The following is a 23242-nucleotide window of genomic DNA, read 5'->3' as shown; positions in this document are numbered from 1 at the left end:
TCTTTTTTGCTAATCTATCCTTACCTTTCTTAAATAAATAAAAAAGCACTATTGTTAATAATAGCACTAATACAATTGAGTTAATATTTAATATTATGAAATCAAACATGTTACTTTATCCCCTTTATGGCCTTAATGACTTGTAATGCTAAAGCCATACTTTCTGCTCTTGTGATGTTATCATTAAATCTTTCTTCATGTATAACCACTCCGTGTGATTCTAACTCTCTTTTTATTACTGCTCCCCAATGTTCTGACACCTTATTACCTCCATTATATTTAATTCCAAGATAACCTAAGATTCCTTTTGATATTGCTATAGCTAAATCGTTTTGTCTATTTCTTAGTATATTAGCATCTTCAACATTATCTATAAAAGCTGTTTCTACTAATGTGGCGACCATTGTTGTTTGTCTTAACACTGCAAAATTAGCTGTTTTAGTTCCTCTATTTAGAGTATATACCTTATCGGCAATTATACTGTTTTGGATAGAACCTGCTAGTTTAGCACCTGTTGTACTTCCTGGATAACTATATGTCTCTACTCCTTTAGCACTTCCATTAAAAGAATTGCAATGGATTGAAATAAATATATCAGTATTTAGATTATTGGCCATTCTAGCTCTGTCTGACAGCTCTACGTACTTATCTGTAGTTCTAGAATAATATACATCTACTCCGTGATTTTTAAGTATTTGACCTACCTTTAATGTTACTGATAAGGCTATGTCTTTTTCCTGTAGTCCTTGTCCCACTGCTCCAGGATCTTTACCGCCATGTCCTGGATCTAGGAATACTTTTGCCATGAACAAAACCTCCTTATAAAAAATAAAAAGCCCTCATAATCCATATACGAGTGCTTTAAGCTATCTTTAAGTTACTAATGAAATATCTTTTTCTTTATTTCTCTAACATCTTCTTTTACATCTTCAACTATGTTGAATTTCTCAGATAATTCTTTTATTATGTCTTGGTAATTTTCTTCTCTTTTACTGTTTTCTCTTAGTACATAAAATAACATAAATACGAATAATACTGCCCATAATCCCTGACTTAATGCTACTTTTATAATTTGTTGTTCCATCTCACACCTCATTTCTTAAAATAAAAAAAGACCCTCTTTGGTCTTACGTTTTAATAAAATATTCTAGTTTACTTGCTGTGCTAAATACTTAGCAACTTCTACTCTGTAAGCTTCTGGTACTACATCTTTTTCAGAACCTTGTACCTCTTCTAAGTTATAAAGATTTCCTTTCACTAGAATTCCATAAACAGGAATCATATAATCATAAATTGTATTCATATCATTTCCTCCTTCATAAGTTTTAGCTATTGCATAAGATAAGTGCAAGTCTTCCTTTCTGATATCTGCACTTGTGATATCAACTGAATTAATAATAGGTACTTTTTTATAACGTGGTATTATAATTTCTTGTATTATTTTATTAAGCAACTCTTCTGCTCTTTCCCTTGTGTAAATAGAACCACCTTGCTCATAGTCAATATCTTGTTGCATTTTAAATCCGTCATCACATTCGATATATATAACAAAAATATCTTTCACCTGCTTAATTTCACTTTTCATTCCTTGCATGCTATTCACATCCCTAAATGTTAAGTTTCCAAAATCGTGTTCGAGTACTACCCTGTACATTGCTATCCATCGCCGTGATAACCATACAATAACAAGCTGAATTTGTTCTATCAAAGCTGAATTTGCCTATAGGGGTCAACTCTTTATAGGTTTTTGAAGTAGTATCCATTAAAACTCGCGTTCTGATGCTTGTATCACCGTTGAATGATGAAGAAGATACTGTAAAACATAGTTTTTTTGAAGTTTGGTCTACATCAACAATTCTTACCACCGTACCATTTGATGAGATAAGACCATGAGGCCAATTAAGTACATCGCTTGCATTTGGTTTTTCAAGCTTATCTTTTACTAAACGATATGCATGTATACCACCCTGCCTGTCACTACTGTTAAAATAAAAATGCATAGTTGGGAAGTAGCTTACTGAAACATAACTTGGCAAACATAATACTGCCGATAACCGAGTAGCAATATAAGGGCCAAAATCAAAAGAAATTAAATCAGAGTACTTCCTAATAATATCACGTTCACTAAGACTAAATATGTAGCATGCAACGTGATGATTCCTATTAGTATAATCAGCATCATTTATTGCAACAGCAACAAATACTTCATCAGAAGAAACATAATGAGGCTGTATTATCTTTACTGAATATCTATTAGTGCTATATCGTGTGACAGGAATAGGAGTAGAGTATGTCTTTACCCAAGCATTATCCTTATTTAATCTATATATATCTATTGTATAAGCACTCAAGTCAATTCCAACTAATATTATATATCCAGACTGAGTTATATATCCCGCTACAATATGATTTCCTGATCCTGTATCAAGTACAGCATCATCCCCATTCCCATAAAATGGTGCAGGAAGTATACTTACCTCCCCAAAAGAGCCACTTGATAAAGTGAACCTACACAATGATTTCTGACTACTAGATAACAAATATGCACGATCATTATGAATCCCAATACAAACATAGTTGTGCGATAACCCTTCTTCGTACAAATTAGGTAATTCGAATTGCAATGCTTGCTCTCGCATCTGCTCTATCGTCTTCCCTTGTAACAAATCAGCATCAAGTCCCGATCCTTTTCCATCCACCGTCTTAACCTTGTTAAGTATATCAGAAGCGGTATATTTAGAAGCATCTAACTTGTTATTCCATAATGTCTTATCCGATTGAGTGACATGTATATTACTATTGTTAACATGGTCATTTACTACTTTTTCAGTTATGTCCGTAGCCTTTTTGTTTAGTTCTTCATCTATTTTAGTGAAGTTGTCATTTAAATCTTGAACATTAACATAGTCAGTCTGTTCAGGTAGTTTTAACTTTAAATTAGTAGTTTCTTTCATTTTCATTCACCACTTTCTAGATTTAGTGTTCTAGCTTGTTCCCAAGTTTTTGTAGTTAAGTCATTCCATATTAAGCTTGCATCTTTCATCATTCCCCATGTGATAAATCTAAATTTGAAATTATAGCCTAAATGAGCAGGAATTATTTCATTTATCATATTTTCAAAAGATTTCATATTCTTTGGTATTCCTATAGTTCCTATAAAATGTATTTCAATATAATATTTATTAGAATGTTCTATTATCTCAACTTGTCCGCCACTAAAAGCTTCTGCCGTATCTTTTATCATTTGTTTTGTTGCGGTGCCTGCTCCTCTAAGCTTAGCTTTAATTATCTCTCTTCTTTCTTCATAAGATAAACTTGAATTACTTTGTAATCCTAGTTCTTTTTCATAGACACTTAGTCCCCATGTTGCAGTATCTATAAAAAATTGCTTATATATATCTTCAATATAATAAGCAATCATTCCAAATTCTTTAGCTATACCATTTTGCAACTGGGTCATATATTTAGAGTTCAAATAATCTTTATGTGTATACTTCATTAAATTTGGTATAAATTCATTAATTTTCTGTGATTCTACCATTACATCACCGCCAGATTAACAGAATTTATAATTGGAACTTCTTCTTCTCCAAGTACGATACTTTCCATTTTATTGTTTAATTTTAAATCTTTATAATCCAATACTCCTTCTATATTAAAAAGAATATTTCCTATAGCTGCATAACTAATATAGTTATCTTTCAACGCTACATCCTTTCTATAGCTCTCCACCTTTTCTTTGAATTTATTTAATACATCATTCAATTGATATCCTTGTGATAATGTTACTATTGAGTCTATATCTATACTCTGAGGAGTAGCACTTGTTACTGTTATTGTAGCTCCTATAGGCCTTACATCTTCTATATAATTAAACACTCTTTGAATAAGTTCATCATCTGCTACCATTTTATTTTGATTTACTATAACTATTTTTACTGTGCCATTTCCATTCCAAAGTGGTATAATCTTTACTTCCCCTACTCCTATTACTTCTTTAGCCCAGTTTGCATAATGATGTCTATTACCACTAGTTGCTGGAGTCCTAACTTTTGCATAATATCTTTCTAATAGACTTTTATCACTTTCAGCATCATAACCATTTGTGACAGGATCAGGATTATTTACCGAACTTAACCCAGGTATAGAAATGGGAAAGAAGTTTATAGCACCGGTAGGAACATTACCTACTGTTCCAAACCTTTCGCATTCAATGTTGACATTTGTGTATCCTTCTTCTCCTATAGTCTTATTTTCAAGAGAAATAAAGTTAACAGAGTTGCTTCCTACAATATCCCCTTTTCTTATTTCTGCCCCTACACTTCCATGTATAACTACATTTGTAGTCGCTTTTGTTGCAGGTTTTCTTTCTATTCCTGTTCGTTCTTTTATCCTTTGTTCTAGTTCTGCCCCTTCTAAACTATCTATATCTAGTTTATTTGCAATATAGTCAAGATTTATATATGTCTGTGCTAGTTCTATAGAAGTAGGACTTATTGCATCATGAGTCAATGTACCTTCAATCTTACTCATACTATTATCTATGCGATCTAATATTCTCTGTTTTATGGCTTCTTCTGTTTGATTCTCAAACAACGATATCCACCTCCCCATATATAGTTTGAATAGTAAGTTCTATATATAATTTATCTTCTTCAAATTTAACTACAATATCACTTACTCCTTTTATATATGGATTTATACTAAGTGCTTCTTGTATATATCTTTTAGCTTCGCTCTCTTGTGCTTTCTTTGAAAATGTACTTCCAATTATATTATCTAGCTCATGCCCATAGTCCCAACTATATCCTAAATATCTATATCTCTCTGTTTTCAAAGTCTTATATATCCATACTTTTAAAGCTTCATTACCTTCTAATTCTTTAAGTTTTCCATCTGAAATTAATGGTATATTTTTCTCAAAATCCCATGCATACTCACGAAATAATGGAAGTTCTTGACTTTTAGTAACTATTTCTGTTGGTGGCTCAATGAAAGGAAATATACTCATCTATTTATCACCCTAGCTAAAATAGTAAAAGTCTGCATATCCGACATTAAGGCTACAACAACACGATCCCCTACAAGTAATGGTTTTTCTTTTTCTATATGATCTCCTATTAAAATATTGCTACTATCTATTTCTAGCCCTAAAACTTTTATTTTTAACGGACTTGATGATGTAACTGTAGCTAAATTTATAGGTTTAATATTGTTAACATCTGCTTGTTCTCTCATTATGCTTAATATTTCTGAATATGGGTTATTTCTCATCTTTGTCCTCCTTTTCATCCATAATATTTTCAAAGTTTAAACCTAAACTCATAGTGTGTTGTCCGTTTTCAAAAGTATGTGTATCATTGTCAATATAAAAAAGCCCAACTAACCCAGTTGAACTATCTCTAATCTTAACAGCATTTCCTGCCATACAATCCATATATCCTAGTGCCTCAACACTAGCTTCTCTTTCTATATCATTTAGCATATTTTTAGCTACTATATTAGGATCTTTTTCATCTTCTTTTTGATATATTTCTTGCAAGAGTCCATAATTTTTTATCCATTCAGTATTACTAGAGTAGTTTATAACATTTCCTTTATCATCAGTTATAACAATTTGATTTATCATGTTTTCTATTGACTCTGAATACTGAGAACTCATGATATCTTCTCTACTATCTAACTCCTTCTTTGCAACAATAGTTCCTTTTTCTATAACATCTAGCTTTCCTTTATTTATTCTAGGCATGTATTTTTTACCGTTTTGTTTTGAAGCATTAGTATAAGCCATCATTATTGTTTCATATCCTGTTTGCTGTAATGCTAGAAGATTTTGATTTATTCTAGTTGGTGCTATATTACCTGGAATTACTCCCAGATGATTACATACCGATCTTGTTATATCTTCTGCTGTAATGTTCTTATAGCTCTTAGACATTTTAGATTTTGTTAAATATACTAAAGGGTCATATGCCACTAAAGTTTTACTTTGATTATCTTTACTTTGATTAAAAATATATCCCCAAAATACCTCTTGCCCATTATCGTCTAACATTTGTAAAACTTCTATAACTCCTAGTCCAAAGTTCACTTTAGGAAAAAAGAAATCAGTTGATGAGACTGGTATTGTTATTTCTAGTTTTCTAGATACTTGCTTTATATCTCCTGTCCATGTAATTCTTTCTACTATTTCTGTAATGTCTTTTTGTTCATTCGTATTCCCGTATATTATTCTCACCTAAACCACCAACCTTGTTCCTATAGCTAACTTTTTAGGATCTTTGATGTTATTCTTTTGAGCTATTATATTCCACTTACTACCATCACCATATATTGTTTTAGATATTGCCCAGAGAGTATCTCCTTTTTTAACTGTATATTGTTTGGGAATTTCCTTTTCTACAGTTCTAGTTACTGTAGTTTGAACTGTACTTGTTGAATTCGAGGTATTAGTATTAATAAACCTATATTCTTTGAACTCTAAGGTAAAATACACATCTCCTGTTCCATCTCTTTCTCCATAAGTAAAGTTTTCTATGGTTACTGGTATATTTATATCTGTATCAGTTATTATTAACCTACAAGGCTTTCCTGATGATTTAAACATTTTTATAGTTTTAATAAATTCATATGGTTTTATAATTGGTGCATACTGACAAAAAGAATACAGTTGATTAGGCCAAAAACTAGATATTGATATAGTTGATAAATTCCTATTTCCTATTAAGTTTATTTCTCCTATTTCGTTAATATTGACAGTTGTATTATTTAATCCTTCGCTTATTTCAAACTCAGAAGGAGGAATAGGAAGTTGTAGTTTGTGTTCTTTATTATTAAAAGTTATCCAAAATTCCATATACATCCCCCTTATGCCATATTGAAGCTAGTTTCTTTTATCTTAGATACTAATTCATTTGCTATTTTGTCTATATCTGCTTCTTCTCTAACTACTATTTGATCTGCTAACTTAGCGATATTCACATTTCCAGTTCCTTTATTTCTATTTTCTCTTGCAGGTACAACTGCTTCTCCTTTATGAAGTAATGCCGGATAATTATCGCGAGGTACATTTCTTATTCCTGTAGATTTCTTCTTAGTTTTATTAGACGTAGATGATTTTCCGCTTCCACCTCCGCCACCAAAGAAGTTTCTTACTTTATCTATTCCACTACTTAAAAAGTCTCCAACTCCACTAACAACATCTCCTAATAGTTTAGAAAGTTTAGTTAATATTGGTCCAACTGTGTCCCAAGCACTACTTACTACTTCTGCTATTTTTCCAAATACAGTTTGAAATACTTCTCCTAGTTTAGTACATGCATCCCATATTAAATCGAATATAGGATTTAATATATTCCAGGCTGCTTCTATTGCTGTCGTTATTATATCCCATGCCAGTGAAAAAACAGGGCCTAGCCTGCTTACTGCATCTATTATAAATTCTATTTTAGGAGCTAACCACTCTAATACAGTAGCTAATGCACTTTTAATAACTGGCATTTGCTCAGCTAACCAACTAAAGAAGGGCTGTAATATATTATTCCAAAGTTTTTGTAATAAAGGTGTTATAAGCTCTATAAATTGTTGTAGTAATGGTGCTGCATTTTCAACCAAAGAGTTAAATAAAGTTCCAAATGTTTCTTTCATACTTTCCCATACTGGTGCCATTTGCTCTCCTAACGATCTTAGGGTATCAAAAACAGGGGTTATTACAGGTAGCAGATTTTGACCTATTTCAGTTAATTTATTTAATCCATTTGCTATTCCAGAACTCAGTTTTTCTCCTATTTCTGCTCCGTTTGTTTCTAAGTAACTAGCTACATTTTCAAGTTGAGGTTTTATCTTTTCTAGCAATTGAGCACCTACATTCTTATTCATAGTTTCAATTTGTCCTTGTATAGTAGACCATAGCCCTGCTCCTGAACTAGCAAATTTCTCAGCTCCACCTGAGAACATTTCCATTATACCTATACCCTTGTTATTTTTAAGCTTAAATAAGTCTCCCTTTACTTTATCAAGATCTTCTTTAGAAGCTTTAAAAGAAAATTCTTTAAGTCTTTCCATTTCTCCCATATCTGCATCTGCTAAAGCTTCCATAGCATCTATTATAGTCTTTCCAGGAGTAAGTGCAGCCATATCCTCCGAAAGCTTAACCAATTCCTTAGCCTTTTTTAGATCTCCACCAGCAACACCAACTGCCCTAGATCCTGCTGTCATGACCTCATTCGTTGTGAAAGGTGTTTGATTTGCATTCTTTTCTAACCACTTTACATATTCACTTGTTTTCTTCTGTACTTCTTTGATGTTCATTTTAGGATTATTCACACTAACAAAATGCTCCATTGATATGTTTTGTTGCTCAAACATTGCTGCATCCTTTATTCCTTTAGCTAATGCTAATCCTATAGCTGCACCAACTGCAGCCGCAATTTTTACTAATCCTTTTATAGCACTTCCTATTTTAGATATAACTCCACTAGCCATATCCTTGCCTTTTATAACTACTTTTTTTATTCCTTCTATACTCTTTAACTTACTTTTTATTTTTTCTATCTTTCCACTAATCTTATCTTTTATATCTAATGTTTTAGACTTTAGTTTGTCAAAACGTTTTGAGATAAACTTTGCTTTAGCCTCTATCTTTTCTAATTTTCTGCTTATATTATCTTTTATTTTAGTAACTATAGTTATAGGCTTTTTAGATAAGCTTTTAACTTTACCTTTAATTTTATCTATTTTTTCAGAGATTTTATCTTGTATGTGAGCTTTCATAAGCAAGGGCTTAATAAACTTTCTTTTGAGTCCTTGAAATTTCTTTTCAAGCCTTTCAACCTCTTTATCAACCCTTTCACTTTTTAACTTAATTCTCATCTCTTTTTCTATCTTCTTTTGTTTTTCCAGTTCTTTTACCTTTTTATTTACTTCATCAGCTTTCTTTTGAAACTTATTAAGCTTTTCAATCTGTATATCTATAGACTTACTAAAATTATCTTTAAGTGATAACTTAGCTCTTAATTCTTTTTCTTTAGCCATTCTGTCACCACCTTATAAAACTTGAGGACACACAAACCCATTCTTAGTTCTTTCTTGTATTTCTTCAATTTCTAGCTCATAAAAAGCTCTTATTACTATCTTTTCTTCCTCTCTCATATTATAAAAGAGTGATGGCCTTACTCCTTTTCTAGTCCAGTAATAATACATCATTTCAGTAAGACCATCACTCTTAACTAGTTTTTTATTTCTTCAATAGTATCCTCATCATATCCCGATAATTCCTTTATTGCTTCATAAATACTTTCCTGTTCACCTGGTAAAAATAACTTATCAATTAAGTCATGAGAATTTGTAGCCCCAAAGTGTTTTTGAAGCTCCTTATCTAATAAATTAAGATCAGATATTCCTTTGATTAGAGTTAGTTTTTTATTTAATTCTGTATCAAAGTCTATTTTGTTTTTCTTTCCTATTTTGAAAGCTTTATCATTTATATCTTTTTCCTCGCTAGGTGTAAGTGCTTGCACAGTTATGATAACTTCTTTTCCTGCTAATTCAGATAGTCTTTTAGCCTTTACTTTTTTTGTAGGTCTTACTAATTTACTTTTATCTATTTCTAATAATGCTTTTATTAAATCACTCATTATATTACCTCCAATATTTATAAAAATTTATTCTATGCAGGGTCTACTGTATCTAAGTATTCCCAATCCATAAATGTAAAAGGACATTCTATTTCTCCCCTTGCGTTAGCCTCCCAGTTAGCCAAAGTAAGATCATCGAATGTTATCCCTTTTATAAGAACTCTTTCAGCGCCATAACTTGCAGGGTCGTTTAATTCGCTTAGTATCTCGATTTCTGGATTATATCCTGTTTTTAATGCATCACTTAATTTCTTAGCCATTCGTGAATTTACTTTATGAAACCTTATCGTACCAGTTCCAGAAGCCCCCATCATTTTATGCCCCTGCATTATCCTTCCACATATAGGTACTTCTTCTTTATTTATCTCTATCCTAGCTTCTAATCCAAAACATTCTTCTGCATACTCTCCATCCATCCATACACTTCCAAATGTTCCTGAGACAACTCTATTAGGATTTAACGTCATATTCTACACCTCCATAAATTAAATAAAGATGTCTATATTGACATCCTCTATTGCATCTAATGCTTTTATATTTAGTTTTAAGAAAACTACATCACCTGTATTAGCTTCTTTGATTTCTTGTTCAGATAAGCTTTCGTATTCTTCTTCTCTCATTTTAGTTTTTAAATACATCTTTTGAGCTACTAAATCTATTTCGCATTTATTTTTACCTGGATCTAATATGCCATTCTGTTCTAATACTTCCAGATAAGTATTTATTGCAGTAACTAATAATAATTTATTTATATAACTGTTCTGAACCTTACCAACATACTCATCTTCTATAGTTTTCTTTATATCAGTATAGATTTTATCGTATATTCTAACTAGTTTAATCTTTTTCCATTCTTCACTTTTATTTTCTGTTGTAGTAGTTAATGATGTTACTCCCCTAGCTATCTTTGTTTTTTCTCCATCATGATATAGTATAAACTCACCATTTTTTATTTTAGTATCAGTTTGTTCTTTAGTTGATTTAGGAATACTTATAACTTCCTTTAAGACTTGAAAAGTTGGTGCTATCGTTAAAGGTAATCCTGCTATAAGCCCAGCTATTCTACTGGAGTATTGACTTGATGTATATAAATCATCTACTGTTTCAATTTCTTCTGTTGTAAAGTTTATAACTCCTTCATGATCTGCATTAGTTTTTAATACTGCTAATATCTTTCTATTCTTCTTATCTCTCATGTCTTTAACCCAAGTTGACAAAATACTCATATCACTGTCTAACGCTCCTGGAACTGCTAATACATTAAAATCTATAGTTTCAAGATAATTTAGCCCTTCTAAATAGCTTTCTAGAGTGTCAGAAATAACTACAACTTTGACTTTTTTAGGACCTCCTAATAGTGCTTTTTGTATATAGTCTTTATTTATATCGCTTAAACTTTCAGGAACATCTGATGATAATTGAATACTATATTCTGTAACTTTCTCTACATTGTCTTTCAAAAGTAAGGCTAATATTCCAACATCTCCTTGTTGAATTGTTTTTAATGCTTTACTCTTAAATGTGATATTTACTTGTGGTAAACCCATCTCTTCACCTCTATTCAAAATTAACTTCTTTGATTGTCTTTCTTTCTTCATAATCCTTAATCTTTTTATAGTAGTCTAGAGTTATTGAGTAAGTTAATATACTTCCTAAACTATCAAACGCAATATTGCTTTCTGATTCCAAAATGCTTATTTTCTCTCCTGCAACTTCTAAATAATCTATAAACAATTCTTCTAATTCATCTTTTTTATTTAAGCACTCTAAAGTATCAGTGCTATCATTTAAATACTGTATATTTATCATAGCTACATTATTGTTATACGTAAAACTTGATCGTGTTGATGTTATAGGTAATAATTGAACAAAGAAACAGGGCTGTATAATGCCCTGTTTTTGTTTTTCATCATATATATTTATATTTGAGTATTTATTGGCTAATTTATTTACTACGCTGTCTCTTATGTCTGCTAATTTCAATTTATCACCTACCAATCTATACTATTCCAAATCTTTTCTAAATGTTTAGGTAGTTCCCTTTCTATTTCTGCTAAACTTATTTTAAGCATAAAAACTCCAGGAACAAAAGCTATAGATCCTTTACTTTTATACTTTGGATTTTTTGAAGTACCTAATCTAGTTCTATGGCCATATTCAACATGAGGTCCATAGTGTAGTGGATTATATATCTCTACATAAAAATCTTCTCCATTTCTAACTACATTTCCAACTTCCCAACTACGCCTTAAGTCCCCTCCTGTTTGTCCATTTGAATATTGACCTACTGGTGTTTTCTTTTTTACTTTCCTTAACATTCTGTTTCCTATCTCTAAAATAAACTGTTCTATTTTTTTAGGAAAGTTTACTTTTATTTTTTCTAAGTTTTTTATGCACATATCTAATCCTTCTATTTCAAAACCCATTATGCTATACCTTCCTTTATCAAGGGAATTTCAGCGTGACTAGAATAATAAAAAGGTTCTCCAGCTTTAAATTTATCTTCTCTATTATTTTGATATGTTACTTCTATCTTATCCCCTAACTTAATATCTATGTCGGGTCTTATAAATAAACATAGCTCATATCTAGCTTGATTTGTTGTATCTGTTTGGATTATAGTTCCTGTACTTTTTTTAGATACTGCACATTTTATATTTTCATATACAGGATATTCCCCTGTTGCTGTAGCTCCATTAGGTTTCTTATAAGGTCCATATCTCTTTATAGTGCATTTATCCCAATAAGTTGTTTCTAATATACTAACTTCATCTATTTGAGATAATAGGTTATCAATAAAACTCATATTACCACCTCAGCTTTCTAAAAGAATAAAGCTCCTTTCTTTCTTCATCAGTAAGTTCTATCAATTCATCTGTATTCTTGCCTTCTATTGTTCCTAATTGTATATCTGTATCCCCTCTTTTTATGGACTTTACTCCAACTACAGATGAAATAAGTGTATTTCCTATGTCCACTTTCATTATTTTTATTACTTTATTCTCTACAAATGTTTCTAGCTCCTTAGGTAGTTCTTTTAAATTACAGAAAGTAAGTATCTTCTGGACGATTCCTTTTATATAATACTCTATTTTACTATCTAAAGAATCATCCTCTATGCCTAAAATCATTTTTATGTTTTCTAACATTATCTATCACCCTACTATGCTATTTTAAAGTTATGTTTTACAATTCTTACCGCTTTTGGTTCATAAACTCTTTCCCAATTGGTTCCTGTTTGTATTTCGGCATTTGTAGGGAATATATCTAATGCTTTCTTTTCAGTCCATTTTACTCCTCTTGGATGAAGAATGAATATTTTCCTATTGATTAAGAAATCTTCTCCTGAAGAAGCCATTTTATTTCTGTCCACTTCTGTTTCGATGATATTAGGATGTGATCCATTTCCTAAAGCTATTGCACCACTACCGAATAGATACATTGTTCCTATCTTATTTGCCGTATCGTAAGGTATTCCATCATCAACTATTACTCTTTTATTCATAAAGTATGGAATTCTTGTAGATTGGCCTGCCTCTTGAACATAATCTATTAACTGTCTTTTTGCTAAATAAGCTTCAACCGCTGAATTCATTAGAACTCCTGTAAGCAAGTCCTTTGCATCACCCATTAATTGATTGGCATCTATAAAAGATTCTCCTGTTAATAATGAAGCATTACCCTCTAATGTTGATATATCATGTACTTTATCTTTCATCGTTGTTGATGCGAATACTCCTTCTAGTGTTGCTATAGTAATCTTTTGCATTTCTCTAGCCCAATATGAAGCAACTAAAGAAGCTATAGCCCCCATAGGATCATCCCCACTTAATAAGGCAGAAAGTCCATTAGCTCCCCAAGCTTTAGCTCTACCATGTTTTCTAGCCACATCTTTATTTGAGCCGATTTTGCTTGGTGTCAAATCTCCAGTATCCATCATTACTTCCGAATCACCCGTAAGATCATTCCAAAAAGGCATGTTTACAAGGGTATTAGGTCCACTTGCTAAACTATCAAACTCAGAATCGTTTTGTATTATGCCTGATTGGTATAATGCTGATAACTCCATTGTTTTTTGAATTACATAAGGGTTAAATACTTCTGGTTGTATCACATCTGATATTCTAGTTGTCATTCTTTACACTCTCCTTAAAATTATTTTGCTTGCATTAATTTTTTTGCAAGCTCTGGATCTTCTTTTAAAATTCTTCCTTGCTCAGTCAGATTGAATGTTTCTTTCTTCCAAGGATTGTTTTTGTATTCTGGATTAACTGGATTAGTTTCCTTATTAGGTTCTCTACCTTTTAAGGTATCCTCGCCAAATAAATAAGACTCTTGTTCCTTGAGAGTCTTTAATTGTTCCTCTAATCCTATTAAATTGTCTCCATCTAGACTAACCTTATCTAAGTCCAATAGAGCCTTTACTGCCTTGATATTTCTAGCTTGTTGATCTTTTAAATATAGCTCTATAGATGTTTCTTTTCTTAGTGCTTGTATTTTTGACTCATACTCTTCTTTTGTGTTTTTGTTCAATTGCTCTAATTCGTTTATCTTTGATGTAAGTTCTTCGTTACCTACTGCTTTTATTTTCAATTCTTCTAGTTGCATATCTCTTTCATCTAGCTGAGTCTTTAAATCTTTGTTTTGTTCATTCAAACTATTAAACTTATCTTTAGGGATAAAGTATTTTGGTAGTTCTGATTTAATAGAACCAACTATATCGTCAATATTCTCTATCCCTGTATCTGTTAATATTTGTTTCAACCATTCCATAATTTGTTACCTCCATAGATTTTTTATAGTCACTCTCTGACTCGTGAGTTTCTTTGTTCTTTATGCTCTACAAACTTGTAAAAAGAGCATAATAAAAGCACCTACTAATGTAAGTGCTTGTAAATCTTATCTATATTTTTCGTCAACTATTATATACATATAGTTAATTTCGTCAGACTCTTGATTTACAGTGCCTATAGTTACTGTATATAATCCTCCTAAGTATTCCCATGCTCTAACTAAAGAAGTCTCTGAATAAATTGACCCTGTTGGCAATCCCAATCTTTTAAGAAACTTCTTAGAATCTTTCTTGATATCCATTTTTTCTTGTGGTGTTATGGCAATTCTTGCTGCTTTATTTTCTATAAAAAATACTTCTACCTCAAACTCATCTTTCTTATATACATTTTCAAAGCAACCATCTTCTATATATTCTTCTGTGCCATAATATTTCCATCTTGCTTTCTCGTTTGAAATAGGCTCCCCTAATACTTTGTTTACTTCCTCTACATTCTCTTCTTTAAGTTCAGCAACATTAAAAGAAACTGGAATACTATCTTCCTTCTTCTTTTGTTTCTTCTTTTGATTAACCACTTGCTTAACTTCTTCTTTTTTAGGCCTTTCTGGTTCATATCCAAATAGTTTTAGTATACTGCCAAATGCTATTAATCCTAAGAAAAAATAAAGACCTATTTTAACTTTTTTACTCATATATGTATAGCCTCCCTTATAATTCTATTAAGTTTGATTATACATTAATTATTCAATTATATTCAAATGCTATTTACTTTACATATTCCTTATACCATTCTTCATATGTCATTGATGCTGGTACATGATAATTCTTTCCTGCTTTATTTTTAGCTATTCTAGTTCCTTCGTCATCTTCAAAGTAAGGTACTGTAGTAGTTCTGCAATTAACGTGAAACGGTGGGTAATTAACCCCTATAACTCTATCTTTAAGCCTATGTACTCTCCCATCTTGCTTTCTGCATATATCTGATGTCCTAGTATCTAGTGTAGCCAATATTTCATATCTATCTACATTAGTTTCTTCATATGCTTTAGCGCTCATTTCTTCGTGAATATGCGCTGTTTCTGTTTGAACTAATCCGATAGAGTTCTTTAAACTTACATTCATTCTTCTAGACAAAGAAATAGACACTTCCCTTACATCTTTGCCTTGGATTATTTTTTGTGTAAGTTCTTCTTTTAAGACGTCGATTAAATGATCTCTGTGTTTCCAAATACGTGCGGAAAATTCTTTTCCACTCCAAGGATAGCTAGCCACCTTTTTAACTGTTTCTTTAGATAGTTTTGTGAAAGAAGCTCCTATATTTCTTCTTCTTTTTTGTACTTCAAATATAGTTTTATAGTAACTTTCTAACCCTGTTTCGATAAGAAAGTTAGTCAGTTCATTTTCTTCTAAAGAAAATAATTTAAATATAACTTTTGTTATATCTCCTTTTAGTGCTTCTAGTCTACTTATTCTACTTTTCATTGAAAGAGTGTTAAGTTCTAAGAGTACTTTTTTATCTCCAGTAGATTCTATTTCTTTTATATATTCCTCTAAAGACTTTCTCCATACATTATATTCACTACTATTTAATTGCTTTACTGCCTGGTCATAAGTCATTTTATTGTCTTTTGCAAATCTTCCATAGAAAATAAATATTTTTTCTTCTATCTCTTTCAATGATTTTTTATACTCTCTTGCTAACTTCTTCTCTAATCCTTTAATTTTTTTAAATTGTTGATTACTGAGTTGTTCTCTTCTTTTTTTCCAATAGTCTCTATTATTCATCTATACCATCTTCTTTAGACTTGTTTTCAAACTCATACTCAATGTAGTCGTTTTGCTCTTCTATTTTCTTTAATTCCTTACCTACATCCTCTACCCAAGGATGATTGGCCACTATCGTTTCATCCGATATTATTCCTTTCGATTGTGACGCTATTTCTACATTTTCTCTATCGTTTGTAATCATTGTTTTTCTAAAGGTTACCTGGATAATTGTATTGTCATAACTTTTATTATCTATTATGTTTATATATTCAGTAGCAAACCAAAGAAATCTCTTAATTGCCTTTCTTAGTTTTCTTTCTGCAATTGAAGCCTTCAAGTCTAGTAAAGAGTATAAAAACTTTAAAGCTTCGCCACTTGGACTATTGCCAAATTTATCGGTCTTCATGTTTACTCCTTGACCAAATATAAATATATTTTCTTCTAATCTGTCTAACATTTCTTTTTTAGCTTCTATAGGTATATTAAGCTCTAACTTATCTACTCCACTACCTGGTTCACTATTAACCTTTATAGCCTTATAGTATCTTAAATTATCATGAAATTCTTTTAATTCAGTACCTTCATATCCTTTTAGTATAGTTATTATCTCTTGTATTTCTAGGAGATTATTGTCTAGGTCAGATACATTTCTATCATAACTGTCTATTAATTCTTTATAGTATTTAAGATCGCTGTATCGTGCTTCGTTATTAGGAAACTCTATAAAAGGTACTTTACCCCATCCATAACCTTTATTGTTATAGTAATAATGACTATCTGGATTATTAGACTCAGTATCATCTAATATAAAGTCTCCATTATCTGTTTCTATATAAAAACTAACTGTATCCCTAGTCCACCATTCTACCCTTATTCTTTCTTTTCCGTTTACTTCTACTAAGTAGTATCTTAATACTGCTTCTAAGTTCTCCTGGAGACTTGTATCGTAAATAGGAATTATTTCTTCTGCGGGTATAATTATATATTTAAACTTACCTTCTTCATTGATGTAAGTATGTAACCACTCAGTCCCTTTATTCGAGCTATTTGTGGCTAATTCAGTTAGTACATCGTCCCATTCTTCACCTAATATTAGATTTAATCTTTCTTCATATTCTTTTTTATCAACTTGCAACACCACAGGCTTTCCTACGAGATAAGCTACCTTTTGATCTACTAATAACTTATGCCAATTATGCGGTATTCTACAATTAGCCTTGGTTTCGTCTTCTACCTTTTGCCCATCAGGATAATGATATTTCTTTCTATCCAATATATCATTTTCATTATGATAATACTTATGTCCCTCTATCATATGGCTTGTATCATGTGTGTTTATTAAATCTTTTATAATCACACTATCTATTATCTTATTGTCATATATCAACTTCTGATTAAGCAACTCATTATATGTTATCAATTTATCACCTACTTTAAGAATTCTATTGCATTATCTTTACTTTCTGTATAAATCGCATACCTTAAAGCATCTAAAACGTCATCAAATTGTTTCACTGGTTCTCCTGTCTTTTCATTCCATACATACATAAAGATTTCTTCTTTAAATCTTTCTACTTCTTTTCTATATACAAAGAGTCTATTCTGTTTAAATAGCTTCGCCACAACCTCTATTCCACTTAATACAGCTTTATCTGCATTTTTAGCTCTTATACCTTCTTTTCTAAATCTTTGTATATGTTCTGGTCGTGCGGTATCGCAATAGAAAAGAATATTTCCATACTGTGTTTTAATTTTCTTAGCTTCATCTACCCAGAAGTCAATCTCTTCATGTTGTCTCGCTATTTCGTTTAAAAGATAAAAATTATTTTCATCATCTTCTCCTATGACTACAATAGATCCAAAGTGTTCATATCCCCAGTCAACTCCTGCAAAATAAGATTTAAAGTTGATATTTTCTATAGAATCTATATAGTGAACTTTTTGATTAAAGTCTTTATATACAACTCCCTCTGCTGCTACCCATCTTCCGTATATATCCCTATCTGTAAACATTCCACTTGGAGTAGATGCTACTATACTTTCTACATACTCAAGATCCAATTTATCATTATCAAATAAGGTAAAATGAAAAGCTTTTATATTTAATTGTCCATTTTTCAACTTCTGACCTGTTTTATCTATATAATCCTTTTTAACTGTGTGAGCTGGGTTCTCCGGGTTAGTATCCATAAATACTCTTGCACCTTCATAAGAACATCTAGAAATAACCTCTTTTATAAAAGTGTCATGTAGTGCTGTTGCTTCATTAAGTAAAGCTCCTGCGGCAGTAAACCCTCTGGCCTTTTTCCAACTATCAGCATTAGCACCATCAAAACAATACACTTTATTGCCAAATATCTCAACTGCATTAGATTTGTCTAGCCTTAATTCTTTTCCTAATATCTTTTCAAGATCATCAAGTATATTTCTTCTTATACTAGACTGTATCGCTCCACCGATTATAAAAGATAGTCCCATATTTTTATATCTAGCTATATGAGTTAAAAATATAAGATTTAGTACAAATGTCTTTCCTGCTCTTTTAGCTCCACTACATATAAGTATCTTAGGATTCTCATGTCTATAGCAATTAAATACTTCTTTTTGCTTAGTCGTTAAAGTCATCTACTAACCCCCTTAACATGTCAGCTACTTCATTTTCTTTCTCATTTGAGCTCTGAGCTTTAGCTTTTTCTAACTGTAGTTTTTCCTGTGCTATCTTAACCTTTTCTTCTTCAATTTGTCGTTTAAACTTATCTGGGAATAGATCAAAATACAATTCTAGTTTTTCTAAAGCTTTCATTTTATCTAGTAACTTGACTTTCACTCCATCCTTGCCTTGTGACACTTCACCTAATACAGTTCCATCTAACTCACTACTCTCTTTTAAATCTACATAGTTTATTATCTTAGTTATAGGTCTTCCTTCTTTATCTTCTAAAGGTCCAAAAGCTCCCATTGCTTGTACTTCCTTTTGACCGAATGTCACATAATCCGTTATGTCTGCAAAGGCTATTTTAATGTACTTATTAAGAATATCCATGGCATCTATAAATATATCTTGGTGCATAGTGCCTTTAAGCCTTCTTATTTCTTTCGCTATGTTAGGTTTTCTTAGGTTTTCATAACCTATTACATGAGCTGTATCTTTGGAATACCCTGCTTTAATGGCTGATTGAGTAGCATTGAATGTTTTAACATAATAAAGACAGAATAACCTTTGTTTTTCGGTCAGCTCTGTCTCTTCTATCTCTGCAACTTTTTCAATTGTTTCTTTCTTGGGTGCAACTTCTTTTTGTGTGTGCACCCTTTTAGATTTTGTATGCACACCTTTTCTATTCCAATTATATCTTTGCTTCCATGACTTAACTGTATTAATAGATACATTGTACTTCTCTGCTATGTCCTTATACTTCATTCCTAGCATATAGTCTTTTTCTGCTAGTTCATAATCTGGACCTCTTATTTCTTTCATACCACCACCTCGTCGCTAATTGCTATTTGTGTTGTTTTGTAGTTGTTAGCCTTTCTTACATACCTTCCACTTATAATAAAGCATCTGTATCAATTCACCTAGTATAATCTCATCGGTAACCTCTTGGAAATCCTCATCGAGAACCCCATAAAAAACCCTCATTATTTCATTTTCATTATGGTATATTTCCACCCATTCAGCACTACAGACATCTAATAATTCTAATCTTTCCTCTAGATTCATATTTTTAACTACAGTTAAGATGTCATGTAATTGATTTCTTATATATCTTTCTATCAATTCATCTTTATGTATTTCTAATTCCTTATTATTGCTTAAGTGCTTTCTCTTATATCTTTTTAGATTGTTTACGTCCAAGGATTTCACCTCCTGTTTTATTGCATTAAAAAAGAGCCTATTAATCTGGCTCTTAGGTTTTACTCTAAAGCTTTTCTTATATCTTCAGGTAAAAATTCTTTCAACTTATCTATTTCATTAAATCGAATTAGCTCTAGGTATTGAACAAGAGAGTAATACTCTGTAAAGATTTGTTTCATGTGTTCTGCATTATCAACCCCAAAGCGTTTAAAGTGAAATTGCGTTAACTCCATTGCTACATCAAGCTCGTTTCTTTGAATAGGTGTTGGTTTAACGCTAACATCATTTGCCATAACTCTCACCTCCCTCCTACATTCCATATTTCTACATAAAAGGAGAATTTCCTCTATTCCTATAGTATAAAATGCTTAATGATTGCTACCAATATTATAATAGGTATGGCTGTTATAGATACACAACTTCCCAACAATGTAATCATCATTATCTTCTGAAATAAATTTGTCTCTTTTAGAATATCTTTAAGTTCTAGTTTCTTCTCTTCCATTTATCTCACCTACCTTTGTCTAAAAGCCCCTCTAACTTTCTTATAAGTATTCCTATACACTCCCATTAACTCTTTCCATTCTCTTTCACTCAATTTCTCTTCATGAGAGGTCTGTTTCCTCTCTGTATCCTTCTTGTCTGTCAAAACCTCTCACCTCTTTTATAAATAATAAAAAGCCATCTAGTACATAAACTAGATAGCTTTCTTAATAATCGCCCGCGAAACACGAGCCCCACGAGGTGCTTATGACCTCTAATAGTAAAAATGTTAGGGGTATTGGATTTCAATAGTCCATATTACTATTATAATATATATTTCATCATTGTGTGTCCCATGTTTGTCCCAGATTTGTCCCACTCTATAGTATCTCTGCCAAACTGGTTAATATTTCCTTTTTCCTCCTAGAAATAGTGCTTCTGGTCATATGTAATTCATGCTCTATCTGTCTATAAGTTTTCTTATCTTTATAAAGTAACTCTAATAACTTTCTTTCCTCTTGGTCTAGGCCTCTTAATATAACTTCTAAATTCATAAGTTGTTCTTCTTTACGTTTTATTCTGTATTCTAAGGTGATCTTATATCTTATAGCTCTTTCTAATTCTCTTATAAGCATATCTATATTTCTTTCTAATTCTCTTTCTATTGCTGATATCACAGTGCTACCTTGTACCCTATCTACTGAATAATCTATAGAAGATATCGTGGTATCTAAACTTATATTACATTCTTTTATATCTCTTCTGATCTGTTCTATTCTTTCTTTTTGAACTTCTAGTTTTTGTAATGATGTATTCAATCTTTTTTTATTTCTATAATATCCTCTTATCATTCTTTCAGTTCTCTCCATGTATAAAATTCCTCCCTATAACCCTAATTTCTTAACTGCTATTTCATCAAGCTTGATTGGATGCACCTTGTATTTATCGTAAAATTCTTTCTCTCCTATATTGTGTGATTCTGTGTGATGTACCCTACATAAAGACATAGCCCTCAATCCTACATGGTTTATCTTATTTCTATTTCTCCCCATTCCCACTTTATCTACGTGATGTATGTCTGCTTTCTTTCCACAACACATACACCTTCTATTTATAAGACAACTATACAAATATCTATTAATATCATCTGTTCGATTAATTCCTAAATCACTCAATGGTATATCATTCTCAAGAGCAAAATCTAAAATAATATTTATCATTTCCCTAGCTTCTGTAACTGAACAATCTGACATAGATATATACTCTTGTCTATTCCTATAGCAATATATAAACTTAAAATAATCGTGCATATCTTCCAGGACATTACCTGTATAATCTGCTATATCCTTAAGGGTCGCAAAATACTTCTTTCTCTGTTCGTTTGTAATTCTTCTATTATCATCTAGTCTTATCTCTGCAAACGCCTTATTTCCCTGTTTAAATCGTTCTATGGTGTCTTTTACATATTCTTTAGGTATAAACACCTTTAAATATGTACCTTCTTCAACTTCTTTAATTGCTTTAACTTCCGTTAAGTAATTCATCTTATCACCCCAGAATATAAAAAGCCCAAGGTTTTAGTTAACCCTGGGCTTCTTGAGCCTCTATTCTATATCTATATTTGTGTTTACATTTAGGGCATAGTATCTCTATTTCAAATCTTTCCTTATAATCTGTTGTTCCTAATAGCTTGTTGCACCATTTACACCTTATTTCTGTCATTCCCTAGCCCCCTACATCGCTATCTGTCTATTAATATTATCTAATTCTAGATTAAGCTCCATTGATAAGTTATATCCTCTTATTAACCTTTGTGCTTCCTCAAATCTATTCTTAGGTGTCCATTCATAGCCAGGTATATCAAAGTACCTGTTAAACTGTCTAGATAGGTCTGCATATACTTTCGATCTAAAACTACTATCTTTATAAGCTTCGCTTTTCTTTCCACCAAGTAACTCTATAACTCTTTTATTTCTAAGATTCATCAATTGTTTTCTCTGAAACGGACTTATCTCTAAACTATCTAGTTTATACTCAATTGTTCCGACTCTGTTTTTAAGTAGCTTTTGTTCTTTTAATTGCTGTATAAACATATCCTCTATACTCAAATTAGGTACTTGTATCTGTTCTTTCACTTTGAAATAAGTTTCTTCTAAATTATCAAATTGCTCCCAAGCTTTGTCTGTATCTAATATTTTACAATGTCTATTTGCTCCTCTTTCTGTCCATAGTAGTAATTCGCTAACAAATTTAAGGTTAGTATCTTTAAGATACTTGGCTTTAAATTCTTTTAATTCTTCTCCTATAAGCCTATAGTAGTGCTTTCCTTCTTCAAATCTTTCTTGATTTCTTGAAAATCCTTGTCTTATCCTAACTTCCTCAACTCCATACACTTGAGCTAACTGCTCAGTTGTTAAAACTCTTTCTCCCTTATTTTCTATTACCTTTAAGTTATACATCCTTATTTCCTCCCCTTATAGTTCTTTTTCCAAGCTGTTGTTTATATATTCTTCTATTCTTTTAATTCTCTTATCTCCAAATCCGTACAATTCCCTAAGTGCTTTTTGTACTATGTTTAACCCTTCTTTTACTCCATCTCTATAAGCGTGTTGCTTTCCTACCTCTATACCTTTACAAGCTATATCATTAACAAATCCTTCTACTTGAGAAAGGGACATTTTATTTATCCCTTTCTTTATGTAGACAGCTTTC

At 31.4% G+C, this 23242-nt stretch carries 35 protein-coding genes; all 35 read right to left on the bottom strand.

What is annotated here, in order from left to right:
* Nucleotides 1–110: 110 nt before the first annotated feature.
* Complete coding sequence (locus CLPU_RS15095) at nucleotides 111–806, bottom strand: N-acetylmuramoyl-L-alanine amidase family protein (RefSeq protein ID WP_050378770.1); 696 nt, start codon at nucleotides 804–806, stop codon at nucleotides 111–113.
* 74 nt (nucleotides 807–880) lie between these two features.
* On the bottom strand, nucleotides 881–1084 hold the full coding sequence (locus tag CLPU_RS15090) for a BhlA/UviB family holin-like peptide (protein ID WP_050378768.1): 204 nt from the start codon (nucleotides 1082–1084) through the stop codon (nucleotides 881–883).
* Nucleotides 1085–1147: 63 nt separating this feature from the next.
* The gene (locus tag CLPU_RS15085; RefSeq protein WP_050378766.1) at nucleotides 1148–1594 is read right to left on the bottom strand and encodes a CD1375 family protein; all 447 of its coding nucleotides are present in this window, start codon (nucleotides 1592–1594) and stop codon (nucleotides 1148–1150) included.
* A 13-nt stretch (nucleotides 1595–1607) separates the two neighbouring features.
* Nucleotides 1608–2624: a hypothetical protein gene (locus CLPU_RS15080; RefSeq protein WP_157857742.1), complete on the bottom strand. Its 1017-nt coding sequence runs from the start codon at nucleotides 2622–2624 to the stop codon at nucleotides 1608–1610.
* Nucleotides 2625–2956: 332 nt separating this feature from the next.
* The gene (locus CLPU_RS15075) at nucleotides 2957–3541 is read right to left on the bottom strand and encodes a putative phage tail protein (protein ID WP_050378762.1); all 585 of its coding nucleotides are present in this window, start codon (nucleotides 3539–3541) and stop codon (nucleotides 2957–2959) included.
* A complete protein-coding gene (locus CLPU_RS15070) occupies nucleotides 3541–4596 on the bottom strand; it encodes a baseplate J/gp47 family protein (protein WP_050378760.1) in 1056 nt (351 codons plus the stop codon). The genes CLPU_RS15075 and CLPU_RS15070 overlap by 1 nt, the downstream gene beginning before the upstream one ends.
* Nucleotides 4589–5011, bottom strand: a complete 423-nt coding sequence (locus CLPU_RS15065; protein ID WP_050378757.1) for a DUF2634 domain-containing protein — start codon at nucleotides 5009–5011, stop codon at nucleotides 4589–4591. The genes CLPU_RS15070 and CLPU_RS15065 overlap by 8 nt, the downstream gene beginning before the upstream one ends.
* On the bottom strand, nucleotides 5008–5274 hold the full coding sequence (locus CLPU_RS15060) for a DUF2577 family protein (protein ID WP_050378755.1): 267 nt from the start codon (nucleotides 5272–5274) through the stop codon (nucleotides 5008–5010). Before CLPU_RS15060 ends, CLPU_RS15065 begins: the two co-directional genes overlap by 4 nt.
* Nucleotides 5264–6238 carry an XkdQ/YqbQ family protein gene (locus tag CLPU_RS15055; RefSeq protein ID WP_050378753.1) on the bottom strand — a complete coding sequence of 325 codons (975 nt, stop codon included), beginning with the start codon at nucleotides 6236–6238 and terminating at the stop codon, nucleotides 5264–5266. Before CLPU_RS15055 ends, CLPU_RS15060 begins: the two co-directional genes overlap by 11 nt.
* The gene (locus CLPU_RS15050) at nucleotides 6239–6856 is read right to left on the bottom strand and encodes a LysM peptidoglycan-binding domain-containing protein (protein ID WP_050378752.1); all 618 of its coding nucleotides are present in this window, start codon (nucleotides 6854–6856) and stop codon (nucleotides 6239–6241) included.
* An 11-nt stretch (nucleotides 6857–6867) separates the two neighbouring features.
* A complete protein-coding gene (locus tag CLPU_RS15045; RefSeq protein WP_050378749.1) occupies nucleotides 6868–9033 on the bottom strand; it encodes a hypothetical protein in 2166 nt (721 codons plus the stop codon).
* Nucleotides 9034–9045: 12 nt separating this feature from the next.
* Nucleotides 9046–9204 (bottom strand): hypothetical protein, encoded by a 159-nt coding sequence (locus CLPU_RS17940; protein WP_157857741.1) that lies wholly within the window; start codon nucleotides 9202–9204, stop codon nucleotides 9046–9048.
* A gap of 23 nt (nucleotides 9205–9227) precedes the next feature.
* Nucleotides 9228–9635 carry a phage tail assembly chaperone gene (locus CLPU_RS15040; protein WP_050378747.1) on the bottom strand — a complete coding sequence of 136 codons (408 nt, stop codon included), beginning with the start codon at nucleotides 9633–9635 and terminating at the stop codon, nucleotides 9228–9230.
* A gap of 32 nt (nucleotides 9636–9667) precedes the next feature.
* The gene (locus tag CLPU_RS15035; RefSeq protein ID WP_050378746.1) at nucleotides 9668–10102 is read right to left on the bottom strand and encodes a phage tail tube protein; all 435 of its coding nucleotides are present in this window, start codon (nucleotides 10100–10102) and stop codon (nucleotides 9668–9670) included.
* A gap of 18 nt (nucleotides 10103–10120) precedes the next feature.
* On the bottom strand, nucleotides 10121–11233 hold the full coding sequence (locus CLPU_RS15030; protein WP_050378744.1) for a phage tail sheath subtilisin-like domain-containing protein: 1113 nt from the start codon (nucleotides 11231–11233) through the stop codon (nucleotides 10121–10123).
* Complete coding sequence (locus CLPU_RS15025; RefSeq protein WP_050378742.1) at nucleotides 11193–11618, bottom strand: phage tail terminator family protein; 426 nt, start codon at nucleotides 11616–11618, stop codon at nucleotides 11193–11195. The genes CLPU_RS15030 and CLPU_RS15025 overlap by 41 nt, the downstream gene beginning before the upstream one ends.
* Before the next feature lie 8 nt (nucleotides 11619–11626).
* The gene (locus tag CLPU_RS15020) at nucleotides 11627–12061 is read right to left on the bottom strand and encodes an HK97 gp10 family phage protein (RefSeq protein ID WP_050378741.1); all 435 of its coding nucleotides are present in this window, start codon (nucleotides 12059–12061) and stop codon (nucleotides 11627–11629) included.
* Complete coding sequence (locus tag CLPU_RS15015) at nucleotides 12061–12441, bottom strand: hypothetical protein (protein ID WP_050378739.1); 381 nt, start codon at nucleotides 12439–12441, stop codon at nucleotides 12061–12063. The genes CLPU_RS15020 and CLPU_RS15015 overlap by 1 nt, the downstream gene beginning before the upstream one ends.
* Before the next feature lies 1 nt (nucleotide 12442).
* Nucleotides 12443–12784, bottom strand: a complete 342-nt coding sequence (locus CLPU_RS15010; protein WP_050378737.1) for a phage head-tail connector protein — start codon at nucleotides 12782–12784, stop codon at nucleotides 12443–12445.
* 14 nt (nucleotides 12785–12798) lie between these two features.
* Nucleotides 12799–13770: a major capsid protein gene (locus tag CLPU_RS15005; RefSeq protein ID WP_050378735.1), complete on the bottom strand. Its 972-nt coding sequence runs from the start codon at nucleotides 13768–13770 to the stop codon at nucleotides 12799–12801.
* Between the two features lie 20 nt (nucleotides 13771–13790).
* Nucleotides 13791–14408, bottom strand: coding sequence for a phage scaffolding protein (locus CLPU_RS15000; protein ID WP_050378733.1), 618 nt, complete (start codon nucleotides 14406–14408; stop codon nucleotides 13791–13793).
* A gap of 126 nt (nucleotides 14409–14534) precedes the next feature.
* Complete coding sequence (locus CLPU_RS14995; RefSeq protein ID WP_050378731.1) at nucleotides 14535–15119, bottom strand: hypothetical protein; 585 nt, start codon at nucleotides 15117–15119, stop codon at nucleotides 14535–14537.
* A gap of 73 nt (nucleotides 15120–15192) precedes the next feature.
* Nucleotides 15193–16212, bottom strand: coding sequence for a minor capsid protein (locus tag CLPU_RS14990; protein ID WP_050378729.1), 1020 nt, complete (start codon nucleotides 16210–16212; stop codon nucleotides 15193–15195).
* On the bottom strand, nucleotides 16205–17614 hold the full coding sequence (locus CLPU_RS14985; protein WP_050378727.1) for a phage portal protein: 1410 nt from the start codon (nucleotides 17612–17614) through the stop codon (nucleotides 16205–16207). The genes CLPU_RS14990 and CLPU_RS14985 overlap by 8 nt, the downstream gene beginning before the upstream one ends.
* 8 nt (nucleotides 17615–17622) lie before the next feature.
* Complete coding sequence (locus CLPU_RS14980) at nucleotides 17623–18819, bottom strand: PBSX family phage terminase large subunit (protein ID WP_050378725.1); 1197 nt, start codon at nucleotides 18817–18819, stop codon at nucleotides 17623–17625.
* Nucleotides 18803–19669 carry a terminase small subunit gene (locus tag CLPU_RS14975; RefSeq protein WP_050378723.1) on the bottom strand — a complete coding sequence of 289 codons (867 nt, stop codon included), beginning with the start codon at nucleotides 19667–19669 and terminating at the stop codon, nucleotides 18803–18805. The genes CLPU_RS14980 and CLPU_RS14975 overlap by 17 nt, the downstream gene beginning before the upstream one ends.
* 45 nt (nucleotides 19670–19714) lie before the next feature.
* On the bottom strand, nucleotides 19715–20047 hold the full coding sequence (locus CLPU_RS14970) for a hypothetical protein (RefSeq protein ID WP_050378721.1): 333 nt from the start codon (nucleotides 20045–20047) through the stop codon (nucleotides 19715–19717).
* Between the two features lie 59 nt (nucleotides 20048–20106).
* Complete coding sequence (locus CLPU_RS14965) at nucleotides 20107–20340, bottom strand: hypothetical protein (protein WP_050378719.1); 234 nt, start codon at nucleotides 20338–20340, stop codon at nucleotides 20107–20109.
* A gap of 59 nt (nucleotides 20341–20399) precedes the next feature.
* Complete coding sequence (locus tag CLPU_RS17345) at nucleotides 20400–20552, bottom strand: hypothetical protein (protein WP_157857740.1); 153 nt, start codon at nucleotides 20550–20552, stop codon at nucleotides 20400–20402.
* Between the two features lie 9 nt (nucleotides 20553–20561).
* Nucleotides 20562–20696 (bottom strand): hypothetical protein, encoded by a 135-nt coding sequence (locus tag CLPU_RS18090; protein WP_268760486.1) that lies wholly within the window; start codon nucleotides 20694–20696, stop codon nucleotides 20562–20564.
* Nucleotides 20697–20910: 214 nt separating this feature from the next.
* On the bottom strand, nucleotides 20911–21399 hold the full coding sequence (locus CLPU_RS14960) for a sigma factor-like helix-turn-helix DNA-binding protein (protein ID WP_050378717.1): 489 nt from the start codon (nucleotides 21397–21399) through the stop codon (nucleotides 20911–20913).
* Between the two features lie 15 nt (nucleotides 21400–21414).
* The gene (locus tag CLPU_RS14955) at nucleotides 21415–22074 is read right to left on the bottom strand and encodes a putative HNHc nuclease (RefSeq protein WP_050378715.1); all 660 of its coding nucleotides are present in this window, start codon (nucleotides 22072–22074) and stop codon (nucleotides 21415–21417) included.
* Between the two features lie 37 nt (nucleotides 22075–22111).
* A complete protein-coding gene (locus CLPU_RS17340; RefSeq protein WP_157857739.1) occupies nucleotides 22112–22252 on the bottom strand; it encodes a hypothetical protein in 141 nt (46 codons plus the stop codon).
* A gap of 11 nt (nucleotides 22253–22263) precedes the next feature.
* A complete protein-coding gene (locus tag CLPU_RS16835) occupies nucleotides 22264–22989 on the bottom strand; it encodes an ORF6C domain-containing protein (protein WP_082154264.1) in 726 nt (241 codons plus the stop codon).
* Between the two features lie 15 nt (nucleotides 22990–23004).
* Nucleotides 23005–23242: hypothetical protein (locus CLPU_RS14945; RefSeq protein WP_235436195.1), on the bottom strand; the 238-nt coding region annotated here is incomplete at its 5' end.

This window comes from Gottschalkia purinilytica, assembly GCF_001190785.1.
Taxonomy (GTDB): Bacteria; Bacillota; Clostridia; order Tissierellales; family Gottschalkiaceae; genus Gottschalkia_A; species Gottschalkia_A purinilytica.
Note: the sequence above shows the minus strand (reverse complement) of the source record. Positions and strands in the feature narration are given on the sequence as shown.